This is a genomic window from Lysinibacillus sp. RU7, from assembly GCF_057837305.1.
Genome location: NZ_JBYQFK010000020.1, coordinates 49,255 through 65,975 on the forward strand (window position 1 = coordinate 49,255; position 16,721 = coordinate 65,975).

At 38.7% G+C, this 16,721-nt stretch carries 18 protein-coding genes; 15 read left to right on the forward strand and 3 right to left on the reverse strand.

Annotation, left to right across the window (positions count from 1 at the left end):
- Window positions 1-677: 677 nt before the first annotated feature.
- A complete protein-coding gene (locus tag AC3II9_RS14775) occupies window positions 678-1,436 on the forward strand; it encodes an IclR family transcriptional regulator (protein ID WP_489156624.1) in 759 nt (252 codons plus the stop codon).
- A 48-nt stretch (window positions 1,437-1,484) separates the two neighbouring features.
- Here AC3II9_RS14775 and AC3II9_RS14780 read toward each other — a convergent pair whose 3' ends face one another.
- Both AC3II9_RS14780 and pxpB read right to left on the reverse strand, forming a co-directional pair.
- The gene (locus tag AC3II9_RS14780) at window positions 1,485-2,474 is read right to left on the reverse strand and encodes a 5-oxoprolinase subunit C family protein (RefSeq protein ID WP_489156626.1); all 990 of its coding nucleotides are present in this window, start codon (window positions 2,472-2,474) and stop codon (window positions 1,485-1,487) included.
- Entirely contained in the window at window positions 2,465-3,205 is a 741-nt protein-coding gene (gene pxpB / locus AC3II9_RS14785; RefSeq protein WP_489156628.1) for a 5-oxoprolinase subunit PxpB, read from the reverse strand. Before pxpB ends, AC3II9_RS14780 begins: the two co-directional genes overlap by 10 nt.
- Before the next feature lie 274 nt (window positions 3,206-3,479).
- On the opposite strand from pxpB, the gene pxpA reads away from it, so the two are divergent.
- The 9 genes from pxpA to AC3II9_RS14830 all read left to right on the forward strand — a co-directional run bounded on the left by pxpA (window position 3,480) and on the right by AC3II9_RS14830 (window position 9,578).
- Entirely contained in the window at window positions 3,480-4,244 is a 765-nt protein-coding gene (gene pxpA, locus AC3II9_RS14790) for a 5-oxoprolinase subunit PxpA (protein WP_489156630.1), read from the forward strand.
- Window positions 4,245-4,263: 19 nt separating this feature from the next.
- Window positions 4,264-5,499 carry an NRAMP family divalent metal transporter gene (locus AC3II9_RS14795; protein WP_489156684.1) on the forward strand — a complete coding sequence of 412 codons (1,236 nt, stop codon included), beginning with the start codon at window positions 4,264-4,266 and terminating at the stop codon, window positions 5,497-5,499.
- 65 nt (window positions 5,500-5,564) lie between these two features.
- Window positions 5,565-6,356, forward strand: coding sequence for a putative hydro-lyase (locus AC3II9_RS14800; protein ID WP_489156632.1), 792 nt, complete (start codon window positions 5,565-5,567; stop codon window positions 6,354-6,356).
- A 220-nt stretch (window positions 6,357-6,576) separates the two neighbouring features.
- A complete protein-coding gene (locus tag AC3II9_RS14805) occupies window positions 6,577-6,732 on the forward strand; it encodes a hypothetical protein (RefSeq protein ID WP_489156634.1) in 156 nt (51 codons plus the stop codon).
- A 232-nt stretch (window positions 6,733-6,964) separates the two neighbouring features.
- Window positions 6,965-7,180 (forward strand): hypothetical protein, encoded by a 216-nt coding sequence (locus AC3II9_RS14810; protein WP_489156636.1) that lies wholly within the window; start codon window positions 6,965-6,967, stop codon window positions 7,178-7,180.
- Between the two features lie 174 nt (window positions 7,181-7,354).
- On the forward strand, window positions 7,355-7,810 hold the full coding sequence (locus tag AC3II9_RS14815) for an AraC family transcriptional regulator (RefSeq protein ID WP_489156638.1): 456 nt from the start codon (window positions 7,355-7,357) through the stop codon (window positions 7,808-7,810).
- 109 nt (window positions 7,811-7,919) lie between these two features.
- Window positions 7,920-8,705: an enoyl-CoA hydratase-related protein gene (locus AC3II9_RS14820; protein WP_489156640.1), complete on the forward strand. Its 786-nt coding sequence runs from the start codon at window positions 7,920-7,922 to the stop codon at window positions 8,703-8,705.
- A gap of 300 nt (window positions 8,706-9,005) precedes the next feature.
- A complete protein-coding gene (locus AC3II9_RS14825) occupies window positions 9,006-9,248 on the forward strand; it encodes a transporter suffix domain-containing protein (RefSeq protein WP_391369995.1) in 243 nt (80 codons plus the stop codon).
- A gap of 102 nt (window positions 9,249-9,350) precedes the next feature.
- Window positions 9,351-9,578: a hypothetical protein gene (locus tag AC3II9_RS14830; RefSeq protein WP_489156641.1), complete on the forward strand. Its 228-nt coding sequence runs from the start codon at window positions 9,351-9,353 to the stop codon at window positions 9,576-9,578.
- A gap of 315 nt (window positions 9,579-9,893) precedes the next feature.
- On the opposite strand, the gene AC3II9_RS14835 is transcribed toward AC3II9_RS14830, so the two are convergent.
- Entirely contained in the window at window positions 9,894-10,445 is a 552-nt protein-coding gene (locus tag AC3II9_RS14835; protein ID WP_489156643.1) for a DUF7010 family protein, read from the reverse strand.
- Between the two features lie 528 nt (window positions 10,446-10,973).
- Here AC3II9_RS14835 and AC3II9_RS14840 point away from each other — a divergent pair.
- Genes AC3II9_RS14840 through AC3II9_RS14860 form a run of 5 tightly spaced genes read left to right on the forward strand, consistent with a single transcriptional unit; the run spans window position 10,974 to window position 16,575 of the window.
- The gene (locus AC3II9_RS14840) at window positions 10,974-12,509 is read left to right on the forward strand and encodes a long-chain-fatty-acid--CoA ligase (RefSeq protein ID WP_489156645.1); all 1,536 of its coding nucleotides are present in this window, start codon (window positions 10,974-10,976) and stop codon (window positions 12,507-12,509) included.
- Window positions 12,510-12,536: 27 nt separating this feature from the next.
- The gene (locus AC3II9_RS14845; RefSeq protein WP_489156647.1) at window positions 12,537-13,658 is read left to right on the forward strand and encodes a thiolase family protein; all 1,122 of its coding nucleotides are present in this window, start codon (window positions 12,537-12,539) and stop codon (window positions 13,656-13,658) included.
- Between the two features lie 25 nt (window positions 13,659-13,683).
- The gene (locus tag AC3II9_RS14850) at window positions 13,684-14,451 is read left to right on the forward strand and encodes a 3-hydroxyacyl-CoA dehydrogenase (RefSeq protein WP_489156649.1); all 768 of its coding nucleotides are present in this window, start codon (window positions 13,684-13,686) and stop codon (window positions 14,449-14,451) included.
- 47 nt (window positions 14,452-14,498) lie between these two features.
- Window positions 14,499-16,121 (forward strand): long-chain fatty acid--CoA ligase, encoded by a 1,623-nt coding sequence (locus AC3II9_RS14855; protein ID WP_489156651.1) that lies wholly within the window; start codon window positions 14,499-14,501, stop codon window positions 16,119-16,121.
- Window positions 16,122-16,161: 40 nt separating this feature from the next.
- The gene (locus AC3II9_RS14860; protein WP_489156652.1) at window positions 16,162-16,575 is read left to right on the forward strand and encodes a hypothetical protein; all 414 of its coding nucleotides are present in this window, start codon (window positions 16,162-16,164) and stop codon (window positions 16,573-16,575) included.
- Window positions 16,576-16,721: the final 146 nt, after the last annotated feature.

Sequence of the window (16,721 nt, forward strand, 5' to 3'; positions counted from 1 at the left end):
TGGAAATGTGAATAAATTACATCTGCCTTTTCTTTCATGTGTTTCTTTTTGTTATTTTTGCTACCGCAGCTGAGCTTGTGTCATTGTAGACTGAACAGATACTTGAGCAGTTTGATATTGCGGAGGTGTTTTTGGTTCAACAAATAAGGTTGAGTAATAGGCATCCGCAATCGTAATAAAATAAATAACAAAAAGTAATTTCTTCATTCAATGGTCCAAAATTTCATTTCTCCTTTTAAGTGCTCTCCATTTAAACCGAATGATTATTATACGAATAGAATAGAAAGAAGTTTCATAGATTTAAAAATTTATTTTGTAGAGGATTCCTTTTTTTTATTCAAAGAAAAACGGCAGAGAGTAGGACAAAAAATGAATATCTGTATTTTTTAACTAGCTTGTTAATAAGGTAAAGGAAGTAAAATCACAAGTAAGAGTAGAGCACATGGAAGCAATGCAACCATTCTCTACTCTTTTTTATTTCCAATTTAATCTCGCTTACAAGGGATACAAATACAGTAAGAAGTTAGGTATAATTAGAAATTGAAAAGACATACAAGGGACTTCTACAAGCACTTAAAATGAGAATAAAACAACCCTTATGAAAGTGTAAATTAATATTAAAAAAAGATCCACAATGAGTAGCTTAAAGCTTGTAACGAAAGGAAGAGAAACCTGAATTGACAAATAAAAATAAAACGGTTGTCCGTTCCATGGATATATTAAATCTATTTATCGATCATACTGAACTGTCATTTCAAGAAATCATTGAGTTATCAGGAATTCCTAAAACCTCTGTTTTTCGTATGTTGAAATCGTTGGAGGAAATGGAATTTTTAGAAAAGGGAACTGATGCAAAGTATCGGTTAGGCATTCTCTTCCTTAAATTTGGACATCTTGTCTCCATGCGCCTAGATATTCGGAAAATTGCAGAACCTATTATGAATGCGTTACATAATGACGTAAAAGAAGCGATTAATTTAACTGTTCGTGATGGTAACGATGCGGTGTATATTGAGAAAGTCGATACGAAGCAAAAGGTTCGACTGTACACAGCCATTGGTCGAAAAAGTCCTCTGTATGCAGGGGCGTGTCCTCGTGCGGTATTATCCTTCTTACCCGATGATGAAATCAAGGAATACGTTGAATCAATCGAACTTACATCATTTGCGATGGGGACGATTACGGATAAAGGAAAGCTTTATGAAACAATTGCGCAAGCAAGAGAGGTTGGCTATACGATTAGCCATTCCGAATTGGAAAATTATACGTCCGCTATTGCAGCACCAATTTACGATCATAAAGGAGAAGTTGTTGCATCGATGAGTATCGCAGGACTAGAAACCAATTATCAAGGAGAAAATGTTGGGGTTTTTGTTGAGAAACTGAAAAAGGCTACGGCAGAGATTTCTAAACAATTAGGATACGAACAGTTTTAAAATGGAGGCGTCTCTTGTTAGGAGAGCGCCTCTTTTTACGTACACTAGCTATTTCCTTTTTAAGCGGAGGCCAAATGCTAGTTCTTTTAATTTTTTTTCGCGATGAATGACTGCCCATTGCGCTTCTTCCAGCGTAACTTCTTTAAAGTTTATACGCCCATTTGCTTGCATTTGTGCTAATGATGGTAAATCGGCAGAAATGACTTGTCCGATTTTCGGATATCCACCCGTTGTTTGACGATCTGCCATTAAAATAATCGGTTGTCCACTAGAAGGGACTTGAATCGTTCCAAAGGTCACCCCTTCAGATAATAATTCAAACTGCTCTTTTAATGAAATGGTCTCTCCTTCCAATCGATAGCCCATTCGATCTGCATGGGTTGTAATCGTGTAAGGAGTGGAAAAGAATTTTTTTAAACGATCCTCGTCGAAATGCTCGTATTCAGAGCCTCGAATGATACGGATGGTTTGCGTTTTTTCGAATGTAACGAAGTGCGTGTAATCAACTGACCATGACAGGTAGGCTGAATCTTTTGATAATTGGTTAAATAGTTCCTCTCCTAACGCTGTTCGTTTACCGCATTCAAACACATCATTTTTTTGCAATTTTCTTCCTTGGAAACCACCAATGCCAGCACGAATATAAGTGCTTTTACTGCCCATTACGTTGGGTACTTGAATGCCACCGCTAAACGATACGTAAGCGCGGCTACCACTAATCGCAGCATTGAATTTCAAAATAGATCCTTTTCGAATGAAAAGTGGCCGCCACATTGGTGCATTTTTTCCATCGATTGTAGGTTGCAAATTGCCACCTGTAATAGCAATTAGTTCATCACTTTCAAATAATAGAGTAGTGCCGTAAAGTGTTACCTCCAGCGCACCTTCTCCCTCCGAATTTTCAACGAGTAGATTTGCGATTCGTAAAGACATCGCATCCATTGCGCCTCCTACGATTACACCAAACTTCTGTAGGCCGTATCTGCCTAAGTCTTGAATCGTTGCCAGCATACCTGGTTGCAATACTTTTATTGCCATGTTTTCATCTCCCAATCGCTGTTGTATTGTGCCATTGATATTGGGACAAATTGAATTCGATCCCCTGGTTGTAATAGTGTTGGAGGCGATTGTTCAGGTAAAAACAAACGACAAGGAGTTCGTCCGATAATTTGCCATCCACCTGGCGTTTCTAATGGATAAATTCCTGTTTGATTTCCCGCAATGCCAACAGATCCTGGCGCGATGGCTAAACGTGGTGTTTCTTTACGTGGTGTGGCAATTTGTTTGTCCATCCCGCCCATAAAAGGAAAACCTGGAGCAAAGCCAATCATATAAACAAGATATTCTACAGAAGAATGAATTTTGATAACTTCATCAGGTGTTAAGCCATGATAATTAGCTACAAATTCTAAATCTGGTCCCATCTCGCCACCATATACTACAGGGATTTTTACAACACGTTCCTTTGTTGTTTCGCTGACGTGAGCTTGATTCATTAACGAAAGAATGTTTGTTTTCACAATTTCGTAAGGCATTTTGACTCCTTTTTCTAAATGTGAAAAGTAGACATCAGTCGGATTATAGTAAACTGTCACACTATTATAGGCAGGCACAGCCTCGATAAATCCTTCAAATGGATTTCTCTCTAATAAATTCAATATATTTTTAACTTTATTGTGAGTCGCTTCATTGATCCCTTCACCTACTTGAATAACAAGTGCAGAATCGCTCAAAGGTCTTATTTGTACACGCTCTTTTACATTTAGCATGAAAACCATCTCCTATAGTTTCAAAATTCGGTATATAAGTTTTAAATAACGGATTATTAATATTATATTTTAACGACAAACAAAAACAAGTTGAATTTTAATAAAAATAAAAAAAATGTGTTATTTCTAAAAAATTTAAAAATTATGCTTTTCTCCAAAAAAAAAGTGTGATAATATTTTTTTAAATTTCAAAACTAAAGTTCCGAATAGCGGTACTAAAATTTGTAAACGCATTCATATTTAGAACTTTTGTGGGAAGAAAGTGGGGAAGAAGATGTTTCGAGTTGATTTAAACTGTGACTTAGGGGAAAGTTTTGGTCGGTATCGACTAGGAGAGCAAGAGGAAATTTTAAAGTATGTAACATCTGCAAATATTGCTTGTGGTTTTCATGGTGGAGATCCAACGGTCATGCGAGAAACTGTTAAGCTAGCGATTGCGAATGGTGTAAAAATTGGGGCACACCCTGGATTACCAGATTTAAATGGCTTTGGCAGACGCGAGATGAATATTACAGCTCAAGAAGCATACGATATGGTCATTTATCAAGTTGGGGCATTGCAAGGTTTTTTAACTATCTACAATGAAACGATGCAGCATGTGAAGCCACATGGCGCACTGTATAATATGGCTGCTAAAAATCCAGCCATTGCGGAGGCTATCGCACAAGCCATTTATGATATTTCACCTTCACTTGTGTTATTCGGTCTCTCTGGTAGTGAATTAACAAAAGCCGGTGAAAAAATAGGGCTTCAAACAGCGCATGAAGTGTTTGCAGATCGTACTTATCAGCAGGATGGCTCTTTAACATCTCGTAAACAACCAGATGCATTGATTACGGATACGGAACAAGCTATAAATCAAGTTGTGAGAATGGTGAAAGAAGGCATGGTACTGTCACAGCAGCAAATCGACGTTCCAATACAGGCACATACGGTTTGCATTCATGGCGATGGGGAGCATGCGGTTGAATTTGCAAAATACATTCACACAACATTAACGGAAAATCAAATCACAATACGTGCTATTAAGGAGGGGTAATCCAATGGGAGCAAATAAAATGGAAACGATTACAGAAGGAATCGAGCAAAAGAATAAAAGTAAATTTGTTAAGAAAACAGCAAGTAAAAGTGTGTTACTAGGCGCAGCTTTTTTAATGGCTACCTCGTCTATCGGGCCTGGGTTTTTAACGCAAACAACGGTATTCACACAGCAATTAGCTGCTAGCTTTGGTTTTGTTATTTTAATTTCATTAATTTTAGATATTGTCGCTCAGGTGAACGTTTGGCGAATTATTGCTGTATCTGGCTTGCGTGGGCAAGAGATTGCCAATAAGGTATTGCCTGGATTAGGTGTGATCCTTGCCATTATGATTGTTATAGGTGGTTTAGCATTTAATATTGGTAACGTTGCTGGAGCAGGTCTAGGGCTAAATGCAATGATGGGCATGGATCCGATTATGGGAGCCGTTGTAAGTGCACTATTTGCGATTTTTATATTTATTTATAAAGAAGCAGGGAAGGCAATGGACAAAGTGGCGCAATTTGCCGGCGGCGTCATGATTCTGCTTATGCTATATGTTGCTTTTAATACGTCACCGCCTGTAGGAGAGGCAATTGTGAGCACGGTTATGCCGAAAGAGATTAGTTGGTTTGCCATCGTAACATTAGTTGGCGGATCAGTGGGCGGATACATTACATTTGCTGGTGGTCACCGTCTTTTAGATGCGGGTATTAAAGGACAAGAATCTTTACCAGAAGTAACAAAAAGTTCTGTGACAGGTATTTTAATTACAGGTATCATGCGTATTGCGTTATTTTTAGCGGTTCTTGGGGTTGTGTCAAAAGGTTTAGCAATTGATCCAGATAATCCACCGGCATCTGTTTTCCAACTGGCTGCAGGTAATATTGGTTATCGTATGTTTGGTATGATTATGTGGGCTGCAGCGATTACTTCTGTTGTAGGCGCGGCTTATACATCTGTTTCATTTATTCGTTCATTCCACCCGAAAATTGAGAAATATCATAATTGGGTGATTATCGCATTTATCGTCATTTCAACAGCGACTTTTGCTTTCGTTGGAAAGCCAGTGAATGTGTTAATTTTAGTAGGGGCATTAAATGCACTTATTTTACCATTAGCACTAAGTGTGATTTTAATTGCAGCACATAAAAAAGCAATTGTTGGTACGTATAAGCATCCGATTTGGCTAACTGTAACAGGAGCAATTGTAGTTGTTCTGATGGGGTATTTAAGTATTATCACACTAATTGAACAAATTCCAAAAATTTTCTAGTTAATCTAGCAACCATCCATGAGTCACTTTATCATGGATGGTTCATTTACAAGGAGTGAATAATGATGACTGTATTTAGCACTTTAGAGCCAAATGAAATTCGCCAACTAATTCGCAATCAAGAAATATGTGAGCCAACTTCGGGTATGTCCATTGGGTTTACACAAGCTAATTTAGTTATTTTAAAGAAGGAACATGCCTTTGATTTTCTACTATTTTGTCAGCGAAATCCAAAGCCATGTCCGTTATTAGACGTGACAGAACCGGGATCATTTATACCTGCAAAAATTGCAAAAAATGCAGATATTCGCAAGGACATTCCAAAATATCGCATTTATCGTGATGGTATTTTTACAGAGGAAGTAGTAGATATTACAGATTATTGGGAAGACGATATGGTCGGATTTTTAATAGGCTGTAGCTTTACATTTGAAACACCGCTTCTTGAAGCAGGTATTCCCATTCGACATATTCAAGAAAATTGTAATGTACCTATGTATAAAACGAATATCCCATGTGAAAAGGCTGGTATATTTGAAGGCCCAACTGTTGTTAGTATGCGTCCGATGACACCAGAGGATGCTATTCGTGCCATCCAAATTACTTCACGTTTCCCAAATGTACACGGTGCACCAATTCATATTGGGAATCCAGAACAAATCGGCATTTCAGACATTTCAAAACCAGATTTCGGTGATGCCGTGTCCATTAAGCCAGGGGAAGTTCCTGTATTTTGGGCTTGTGGCGTAACTCCTCAAGCCGTTGCAATGGAAAGTAAACCTGCTATTATGATTACGCATGCACCAGGCCATATGCTTATTACAGATATAAAGGAAACAAGCCTAAGCATACTGTAAATGATGATTTCATAAGCAAATGCCCACCAATCGGATTTGGTGGGCATTTCTTGTGTGCACGATTTTAGATTTGTGTACTATATTAACGAAGGAATTCATTGCAACTAATAAAAAAAGTTAAACATAACGTACTTTTTTAGTTAGGTAAATTTTACTGATTGTAATATATACGGATAAAATCTCACCTATCACTCACACTAATGGTGGAGGTGAGAGGAAAATGGGTAGTAATAAACACAAAAACAATAAAACGCAAGATAACAAAAAACAACAAAATCAAAATCAAAATGCCAACAGAGAGCGTGCAAACAGAGAAGAGTTCGCTCAGGAAGTGGACTTCAATCTCAATCGTAATGAAAATAAAAATAAACAGTAGTAATAGTGGATTTTATTCCTTTTAAGGAAGGCTACTTCTTGAACTTTGCTTAAAATTCATTGTGTACTAAACCTCAATATACACTTTAAAAAGTGTGTATTGGGGTTTTTCTTCGTCAAATACCTCATGTAGATTTCTTAAGTTTTACAGGCAGATGTGTAGGTTAATAGTGTGCTGGAAAATATGGAGATTCAAATAGGCAACTAGATAAATCATCTTAAAACTGTCAACATTGAACGGTCAAAAAGCAGCTGTATCCGAGCAAAAAGTTGCTGCATGCGGTCAAAACAATCCGGTACGAGTAAAACCTTGCCGTATCCGAGCAAAAGCAGTAGCTATCCGGTCAAAAAGCTACGTATCCGAGCAAAAAGTTGCTGCATCCGGTCAAAACCCTCAGTACGAACAAACCCTTGCTGTATTCAGTCTAAATTTTTTAGCCGAAATGTAGGCTAATTTTTAAAGTCAATCGTTATGCTGGAACATTCAACTACACCTATACATAAGAAATAAAAGTAACATTACATGGCAGTTTGACTATTTTAAAAATTAAGTTGTTTTTCATTTTAAAGGACTATATGATGATTTCAGACATCGATGTACTATTAAATGAAAGGGAAAAAATATGGATGCTAAAATTGAAAACATACCGTCTTGTACAATTGCGTACATGAGACAGACGGGTCCCTACGGCACGACAAATGTACAACTCATGGAGAAATTTAAATGTTGGGTGAAAGCTAATCACTTATTTACTGATCAATCTATTCTCCTCGGCATTGCCCAAGACAATCCAGCATTTGTAGCGCCAGAAAATTGTCGATACGATGCGTGTTTAGTCGTTCCTGATGATTATCGTGTAAACGCTGATGGGGTAAAATTGGGTAACATTCGTGGAGGAAGGTACGCTATTTTTAAAGTAACTCATACGGTAGAAGCTGTTCAAAAGGCTTGGGGTGAAGTATTTCTACAATTAGAAAACCAAGGATTTACATTAGATGAAACAAGACCTATCCTGGAGCGATATACAGTGGAACTTGTTAATAATCATATTTGTGAAATTTGTATTCCAATCAAGTGACTCTATTATTCTAGTTAAATCATATAAAAATGGATATTTTTTCTTGACCTTTATTGACTGAACATTCAAAATATACATTATAATGATAGAATTGATAAGGAGTGGGGATATGGAATTTTTATCTTTTAGACAAACAGAGGATATTGCTTATGTGACGTTAGAAAATCCAATGGAATTTAATACATTAACAATGCAACTACTGCAGGAATTAGATGCACTATTAAAGAAAATTGGTGCTGAAAGAGAAGTTAAGGTAGTTGTCATAGAAGGGTCAGAAAAAGTATTTTGTGCAGGACATAGTTTAAGAGAAATCGAGTCTAAAACGGAAAATGAAGTGTTACAATTATTCCAAACATGTCAGATTTTAATGCGGACAATGAGAGACATTCCGCAACTTGTCATTTCAAAAGTACGAAAAGCGGCTGTTGCAGCGGGAGCACAATTAGTTGCAGCGAGTGATATGGCGATTGCCAGTGATGAGGCGAAATTTGCGACGCCGGGCATTAATAGCGGTTTGTTTTGCAGTACACCCGCCGTATTTTTAAGTAGAAATATTGGACGAAAAAAGGCGGTAGAGTTATTATTCACTGGGAACTTTATGTCTGCAGAGGAAGGGTTACAGTATGGCTTAGTGAATAAAGTTGTACCTGCTGAACTTTTAGATGAAGAAACAGAGAAATTGGCAAAGCAAGTCACAAAACAAAGCTTAAATATTATTGAGTTAGGTAAACGACAATTTTACCAACAAATTAATATGGAAGATTTCCAAGCACTTAATTATGCGACAGAAGTGATTGCGCTTAACAGCAAACACCCTGATGCCCAAGAGGGGATTAGAGCCTTTTTGGAAAAAAGACCGCCTGTATGGCAGGATACGAAAAACACGGTTTTATAAACGTAAAACGATCAAACGATATATAGCAATCTAATCAAAAAACGGATTCCTAACGTGGAATTCGTTTTCTTTATTCATTGAACGAAATGTCCTTAGTTCAAGTGGAGAATCGTTATATTCCTAAATGATTTCGAATTTTTTAAACAACGTTAAAAAGTATCCTTTGATGTAGGTATCCCCGAATTTTAAGAACAAAAAGCAAATAATGAGTAAGAAAAAGAAATTTTTACTTCTCTAAAAAGTTATGTTGTACAATCTAATTTAGTGAACGTTGCTAAATTAGATTCAGGAGGATTTGCATTGAAAAATAAAGTTTTGTATAAGGTAGGATGGGTATTTATTATTATTGCCTGCTTACTTTGGATTTCACTTGTTGTAATACCGTTTTTGCCATTTTCACTTGGTATGAAAGCTGCTGCTGTCACAGGAGCCGTTGTCTTAGCAGAGGTTTTTTTCTGGATTGGCGCTATATTTGTTGGCAAAGAAGTGATTACAAAATATAAAAAATATTTAAATCCAAAAAATTGGCGGAAAAATGAATAAGCAACATAAGAAGCCGTGTCTTTCTAATAGTATTTGAAAAATCGCTTGTACGCATAAAGCATATGCTTTGAAGTCATATTAACTTCAAAGGAGCTGATTGGCATGCCGCGCAAAAGTGAAAATCAACATGTAGAAGCAACACCACATGCTGATGGTAAACGAGAAAATATTATTAACGACCCATTAGCTACAGCTAGTTCGAAAATAGGGATTCAATTGAATTCAAAAGTAGAGTTTGGCAAAGAAAAAAATCCATTCGACTATACGCCTAAAGTAGACCCCAAAATGAAGCGCTTTGAACAATTAATGCAAGGCACTGAAAAAGAATAATTGATTGTTTTGACAACAATGCTGAGTGGAGCATAAAGCGTTATTTAGAGAGGGATATAAAGCTAAAGAAAAAGAAGCACCTAGTAGACAGGTCTATTAGGTGTCAGAGCGTCGACAAACTAATTTTGGAGCAGAAAATTAGTAAGGTCTGACGCTCTTTTATATTCTCAAAAGAATGCCTTATTCTGGAGTGCCTCAACAAACGCTGATATTAAAGGATTTTTCAAATTGTAGATTAATTGATGGATACTTGATTCAAATCAAAAATAGTAGACAGGTCTATTAGGTGTTTTTTAAATTTTATTTACTAGTAGCTTAGGTTTTCAGTGAAATTTGTTTGATCTCTCGATATAAACAATAAACAAAAATAATTTCTAGTAAAAGCATCGCAATAGCAAGCACTAATGGGCTAAAATTTAGCCCAATAATCAGAGCGAGAAACGAGATGATAATCGCAAATACTGTGTAACTTTTAGAATGATAGAGCCATCCAAAAGGCAATAAATGAGCGCCGAATATTATGGCGATCACCATGAGCATATACTCTGGCAAAGTAGGGTAAATCCACATCGCAATGAGTAAATAAAGTAACTGATTTAATGTGAAAAGTAAACCGAGCTTTGAAAGGGGATTATCTTTAGTCGAAAAATCAATGCGTAACAGTTTGGAAATATAATATGCACCAGGTAATATCATGCCGGTTGCGCAAAATGTCAATAAATTCTTCATCAAGATGTGGAGGTCAGTTGCCTGTATAACAATTAAAGTACTCCATAAAAACACTGACATAATAATAAAATGAATCCCTTTCAGTTGTCTTAACGCTAAATCTGTTCGTAATGCATGTAATATTCGAGCTGATTTCATACATGTTTCCCCTCTTTCTTTTCTAATAGTAAGCTATTTTTTTCCCACATCATGTTCATATCTTTGTTGCATAGAAGATTTCCAAAAACAAAAGGACTATAGCGAAAAAGGATGGTGAGTCATATTGATGGTTCAAGAAAACAAAGCTTTTATTTCGTAAGTCAATATAAGAAAAGGCGACCATAGCACAAGTGATTAAAATAGTGTGATTGACAATAGACTGTGATTTTGTACGACAGCAAGTAGTAAAGTTGATAGTGTAAATATAATTTATTTTTTATCTCAAATTTTATGTTAAGCAAAAAGGAATTCTATTTAATATGAAACATATGCTTATAAAAGAAGTTCTATTTTCATTCAGCAGATGTTATTTATATCGAAAGCGAAGCGATAGATACAGCAGACTGTTACCTTTATAGATGGCGAGATGAATGTCAGTGTAGTTTTTCTTTAAGGGACGTCCAAACACAGACTGAATGAAGATAAGGCCTCGGTGTAATTGATTTTTGGAAAAGGGAGAGTGAGTTGTTGGATTTAACAAAACCGATATTGTACCATGCGCACCGTACACCGCATCAGGAAGCATTGATTTATGACAATCGCCGCTATACGTATCAGGAGTTAAATGAAGAAATTAATCGCTATAGTCATGGGTTAATGGAACAGGGTATCCACAAAGGGGATAAGGTAAGTTTATTTTTAAAAAACTCAGATGCATTTGTCATTGCGTCGTATGCCATATGGAAAGCGGGTGCAGTGATGGTGCCGATTAACTTTAGGTTGACCGCATCAGAGCTCACTTATATTTTACGTCAATCGGATTCAGTTGCTGTGATTGTTGATGAGGAGTTAGCGGATGTAGCTAAAAATGCCATCGCTCAAATTAACCGTCCTCTTACATTATATGTTGTCGGTGAACAATATGATGGTGCGGTAGATTGGGCAGCTGTTCGTACGAATAATATCGAAGAGCCAGATGTATTGATTTCACCTATTGATGATGCACAAATTCTCTATACATCAGGTACAACTGGGCAACCTAAAGGCGCTCTATTTACCCATGCTAACATTATTAGCTTAAATATGTCGGTTCATGTCATGACAAAGCTTTCACCGGAAGATGTGTATTTACTAATTGCGCCAGCGTTCCATTCCGCGGGGTTAAATATGATTTTAACATCCTCTTTCTTTGCTGGGGCAACGCTTGTAGTGCAACGAGATTTCCATCCAGTCGAAGCGCAAAAGGCAATTCAACAATACGGTGTAACGATGTTTTTCGCTGTCCCAGCTATGTATAATGCCATTTTACAAGTACCAAAAGGCAGCTTCGACTTATCAAGTATTCGCGCTTGTAACTACGGTGCAGCGCCAATGTCACCAGGACTCATTCAAGGCGCTATCGATTATTTTGGTACAGATCAGTTTTACAATTGCTGTGGGCTGACAGAAGGTGGACCAGGAGGCGTAGTCCTAACACCGGAAGAACATAAAACAAAATTAGGTGCTGCCGGAAAAGCGATGCCCTTTTTAAATGCACGCGTTGTAAATGAGCAAATGGAAGATGTGGCACCTGGTGAAGTAGGCGAGTTTATTATTCGGAGTAGCTCTGTGATGAAAGAGTACTATAAAAAGCCTGAGGAAACGAAGCAAACATTGCGTAACGGCTGGTTATTAACGGGGGATTTAGCCACAATCGATGAAGATGGTTATATTACATTAGTTGACCGTAAGAAGGATATGATTATTTCGGGTGGTGAAAATATTTATTCGGTAGAGGTAGAGCAAATATTAAATAGTCACCCACAAATTTTAGAAGCAGCTATTATCGGGTTGCCTGATCCGCAATGGGGAGAAGTAGTGACGGCAATTATTGTACCGAAACCGGGTGAAAACATAAAAGAGGATGAGATACAAGCATTCTGTCGTCAAAGCTTAGCGGGGTATAAAATTCCACGCCATTTTATCGCCACAGATGTATTACCACGCAATGCATCAGGGAAAATATTGAAATATCATTTAAGAGAGCAGTGGCAAGATGCTCGTTCGTTAAATGAAACAAATTAATAGATTACTAAAAAAGGGGATAGGTAAATGAGGGAAGCGGTAATAGTAGCGGCAGCACGTTCAGCAGTTGGACGTAACAAAGGAGCATTCGCTGAAGTACGAGCGGATGATTTAGCGGCAGATGTGTTAGAGGCTGTTGTACAAAGAGCGGGTATTGATAAAGCACAAGTGGAAGACGTTATTTTAGGCTGTGTATCACAAGGAAACGAGCAAGCAGCAAATATCGCACGGACAGCGACATTAATGGCAGGCTTCCCAATTGAAGTGCCAGGTGTAACAATCGATCGCCAATGCGGCTCAAGTTTACAAGCTGTACATTTTGCGGCGCAGGCTATTTTAGCTGGAGATATGGACATTGTAATCGCTGGTGGGATCGAGAACATGAGTCGTGTACCGATGTTTACAAATACGGAGGGTGCACATAGAGGACAGCGATTACAAGAAAAGTATGAAATCATCCATCAAGGCTTATCGGCGGAACGAATGGCAGAGCAGTGGGAGCTTTCAGAACAGGAAATCAATGAATACACGGTGTTAAGCCATGAGCGAGCAATTAGCGCGATTGCAGCAGGCCATTTTGAAGCGGAAATTGTACCGGTAAATAATCTTGTCGTAGATGAAGGGCCACGTCCAGGTACGACCGTAGAAGTGTTACAAGGCTTGAAAAAAGTATTTAAGGAAGACGGTGTCATTACAGCAGGGAATGCTTCACAAATTAGTGACGGTGCATCAGCCGTTGTCATTATGTCAAGTGAGAAAGCAAAAGAACTAGGCGTTAAGCCACTTGCTAAAATTATCGCTAGAACAGTTGTCGGTTCTGACCCAACATTAATGCTCACTGGACCGATTGAGGCGACGAAACGTGTGCTTGAGAAGGCGAATTTAACGATTGATGAGATTGATACGTATGAAGTGAATGAAGCCTTTGCACCTGTCCCGCTCATTTGGGCTAAAGAGCTAGGAGCAGATATCGATAAGTTAAATCCAGATGGGGGTGCCATTGCACTTGGACATCCATTAGGTGCGACAGGTACAAAACTATTAACAACGATGCTATACCGAATGCAACGAGAAAACTTGCGCTATGGGTTACTAGCAATTTGTGAAGGCATGGGTATGGCCAACGCAACAATTATTGAAAAAATATAAATTGATAGAAAAGGGGTAATGGGAGATGGAATTAAACGAAGTGGTAGCGATTGTGACAGGTGGCGCATCAGGGCTTGGAGAGGCAACTGTACGAACAATAGTAGAACGAGGTGGAAAGGCTGTCATCCTAGATGTACAGGATGAACGCGCTGCAGCACTTGTCGCACAATTAGGGGACGCCGTAACGTATGTAAAAACAGACATTACAAAGGAAGAACAAGTACAAGCTGCGATTGACTTAGCACTTGAAACGTTTGGTCATATTAATGTAGCGGTAAATTGTGCAGGAGTTGCGATTGCACAAAAGGTTTTATCGAAAAGAGGGATTCATGCACTGGCAGATTTTGAGCGCGTAATCAGTGTGAATTTGACAGGAACATTTAACGTATTGCGACTTGCCGCAGCAGCAATGGAAAACAACGATCCAGATGATGACGGTCAGCGTGGTGTAATTATTAACACCGCATCTGTCGCGGCTTTTGATGGACAAATTGGACAAGCAGCTTATAGTGCATCGAAGGGTGGCGTCGTTAGTATGACGTTACCGATTGCTCGCGAGCTTGCTGCTTCTGGCATTCGCGTGATGACGATTGCACCAGGTTTAATTAATACACCATTGTTTGAATCATTGCCAGCTGATGCAAAGGCATCTTTAGGTGCAATGACGCCATTCCCAAAACGCTTAGGTGAACCAAGCGAGTATGGGCACCTTGTTGCAACGATTATTGAAAATACGATGTTAAATGGTGAAGTGATTCGTTTAGACGGTGCTATTCGTATGCAGCCAAAATAAAAATATCTTTGTCGGTGATGATTATATCGAAATGGGGCGATATACAAATGCATATGATGAATATGCCTTTACTATTAACAAGTTTTTTAAATCGCGCAGAACGTTATTTTGGCCATAAGAAAATTATTTCACGTACAGCTGAAAATACAATTCATGAATTTACGTATAAAGAATATGGGCAACGAACACGTAAACTTGCTGCTGCATTAGAAAAGTTAGGGATGACGAGAGGAACGAAAGTAGCGACATTTTGTTGGAATCATCATCGTCATTTAGAAGCATATTTTGCTGTGCCATGTGCTGGTGCTGTATTGCATATGGTGAATATTCGTCTGTTTCCAGAGCATATTGTTTATGTTGTCAATCATGCAGAAGATGAAATTATTTTAGTGGATGATTCGCTGCTACCGTTAGTAGAAGCAGTGGCACCACATTTTAAAACAGTGAAAGCCTATGTCATTTGTGGGGATCACGTAGATTTAACTAAAACGACATTACCGAATGCTTATTCATATGAGGAAATTTTGGCGGCAGCTTCAGAGGGCTACGAGTTTCCGGAAGATTTAGATGAAAATGCACCAGCAGGCATGTGTTATACAAGTGCAACAACGGGGATGCCTAAAGGTGTCGTGTACACGCATCGCAGTATTGTATTACACAGTACTGTCATGGCTTTTGCGGACGGAGTGGCATTAAAAGAGCGTGATGTCGTTTTACCTGTTGTGCCAATGTTCCATGCTAATGCATGGGGGCTTCCATTTGCGTGTGTAAATTTAGGGGTTACACAAGTATTACCAGGACCGATGTTTACACCACAGTTGATTTTGGATTTATTCGAGCAATATAAGGTAACCGTATCTGCGGGGGTACCCACGATTTGGTTAGGTGTTCTGCAAGAGCAGCAAGCAAATCCACGAGATTTGTCCCATTTGCGTTGTTTAATATGTGGCGGCTCCGCCTCCCCATTAGGGCTGATTCGTGCATTTGAAGAAATGGGGATAGAATACTTCACAGGTTTTGGGATGACAGAAACATCCCCGCTTGTCAGCTTATCGGTTTTGACATCGGATATGGATGATTATAGTTTTGATGAAAAAATGAATGTTCGTCTAACACAAGGATTAACCGTACCATTTATAGAGACAAGGATTGTCAATGAAAATGGTGATGTTCCGTGGGATGGTCAAACAATGGGCGAAATCATTGTACGTGGTCCATGGATTGCATCTGACTACTATAAAGATGAACGAACGAAGGAAGCCTTTAAGGACGGTTGGTTGTATACAGGAGATATTGCCGTCTACACACCAGAAGGAAATATTCGCATTACCGATCGAACAAAAGATTTAATAAAATCAGGCGGTGAATGGATTTCTTCGATTGAACTGGAAAATGCATTAATGACACATAACAAAGTATTTGAAGCAGCGGTAATTGCTATTCCACATGAAAAATGGATTGAGCGTCCACTTGCTTGCGTTGTACCAAAGCCAGAATTTAAAGCGGCTATTAATAAGGAAGAATTACTCGAAAGTTTAGAGGCACAATTCCCGAAGAAGTGGGTACCAGATGATATTGTCTTTTTAAATGAAATTCCGAAAACATCCGTAGGGAAGTTTTTAAAAGCAAAGCTACGTGAAGAATTAAAGGATTATACACCTCAAGCCTAGATGTAAGAAGCGCCCTCGTCATTAACGGGGCGCTTTTAGTATGAGCAAAAAGCCTTGCCGTATCCGAGCAAAAGCCTGGGGTAAACCGTCAAAAAGCTACGGTATCCGAGCAAAAAGCCGCTGCATCCGGTCAAAACTATCCAGTCCGAGCAAAACCTTGTCGTATCCGAGCAAAAAGTCGCTGTATCCGGTCAAAACAACTCGGTCCGAGCAAAACCTTGCCGTATCCGAGCAAAAGCCGGCAGTAAACGGTCAAAAAGCTACGGTATCCGAGCAAAAAGTCGCTGTATCCGGTCAAAACAATCCGGTGCGAGCAAAACCTTGCCGTATCCAAGCAAAAGCCCGTGGTGAACGGTCAAAAAGCTACGGTATCCGAGCAAAAAGTCGCTATATCCGGTCAAAACTATCCGGTGCGAGCAAAACCTTGCCGTATCCGAGCAAAAGCCGGCAGTAAACGGTCAAAAAGCTACCGCATCCGAGCAAAAAGCCGCGGTATCCGGTCAAAACACCCTGGCGCGAGCAAAACCTTGCCACATCCAGTCAAAATCCTACGGTAAACGGTCAAAAAACATGTATTTCTTCATTAAAATGAACTTGTAT

Excerpts from the sequence above, each read along its gene's own strand:
- AC3II9_RS14855 (WP_489156651.1), top strand. The coding sequence starts at position 14,499 with ATGCATATGATGAATATGCCTTTACTATTAACAAGTTTTTTAAATCGC.
- AC3II9_RS14815 (WP_489156638.1), top strand. The coding sequence starts at position 7,355 with ATGGATGCTAAAATTGAAAACATACCGTCTTGTACAATTGCGTACATG.
- pxpB (WP_489156628.1), bottom strand. The coding sequence starts at position 3,205 with ATGCTAAATGTAAAAGAGCGTGTACAAATAAGACCTTTGAGCGATTCT.
- AC3II9_RS14830 (WP_489156641.1), top strand. The coding sequence starts at position 9,351 with ATGCCGCGCAAAAGTGAAAATCAACATGTAGAAGCAACACCACATGCT.
- AC3II9_RS14845 (WP_489156647.1), top strand. The coding sequence starts at position 12,537 with ATGAGGGAAGCGGTAATAGTAGCGGCAGCACGTTCAGCAGTTGGACGT.
- AC3II9_RS14805 (WP_489156634.1), top strand. The coding sequence starts at position 6,577 with ATGGGTAGTAATAAACACAAAAACAATAAAACGCAAGATAACAAAAAA.
- AC3II9_RS14820 (WP_489156640.1), top strand. The coding sequence starts at position 7,920 with ATGGAATTTTTATCTTTTAGACAAACAGAGGATATTGCTTATGTGACG.
- AC3II9_RS14835 (WP_489156643.1), bottom strand. The coding sequence starts at position 10,445 with ATGAAATCAGCTCGAATATTACATGCATTACGAACAGATTTAGCGTTA.
- AC3II9_RS14860 (WP_489156652.1), top strand. The coding sequence starts at position 16,162 with ATGAGCAAAAAGCCTTGCCGTATCCGAGCAAAAGCCTGGGGTAAACCG.
- AC3II9_RS14800 (WP_489156632.1), top strand. The coding sequence starts at position 5,565 with ATGACTGTATTTAGCACTTTAGAGCCAAATGAAATTCGCCAACTAATT.
- AC3II9_RS14795 (WP_489156684.1), top strand. The coding sequence starts at position 4,264 with ATGGAAACGATTACAGAAGGAATCGAGCAAAAGAATAAAAGTAAATTT.
- AC3II9_RS14850 (WP_489156649.1), top strand. The coding sequence starts at position 13,684 with ATGGAATTAAACGAAGTGGTAGCGATTGTGACAGGTGGCGCATCAGGG.
- AC3II9_RS14780 (WP_489156626.1), bottom strand. The coding sequence starts at position 2,474 with ATGGCAATAAAAGTATTGCAACCAGGTATGCTGGCAACGATTCAAGAC.
- pxpA (WP_489156630.1), top strand. The coding sequence starts at position 3,480 with ATGTTTCGAGTTGATTTAAACTGTGACTTAGGGGAAAGTTTTGGTCGG.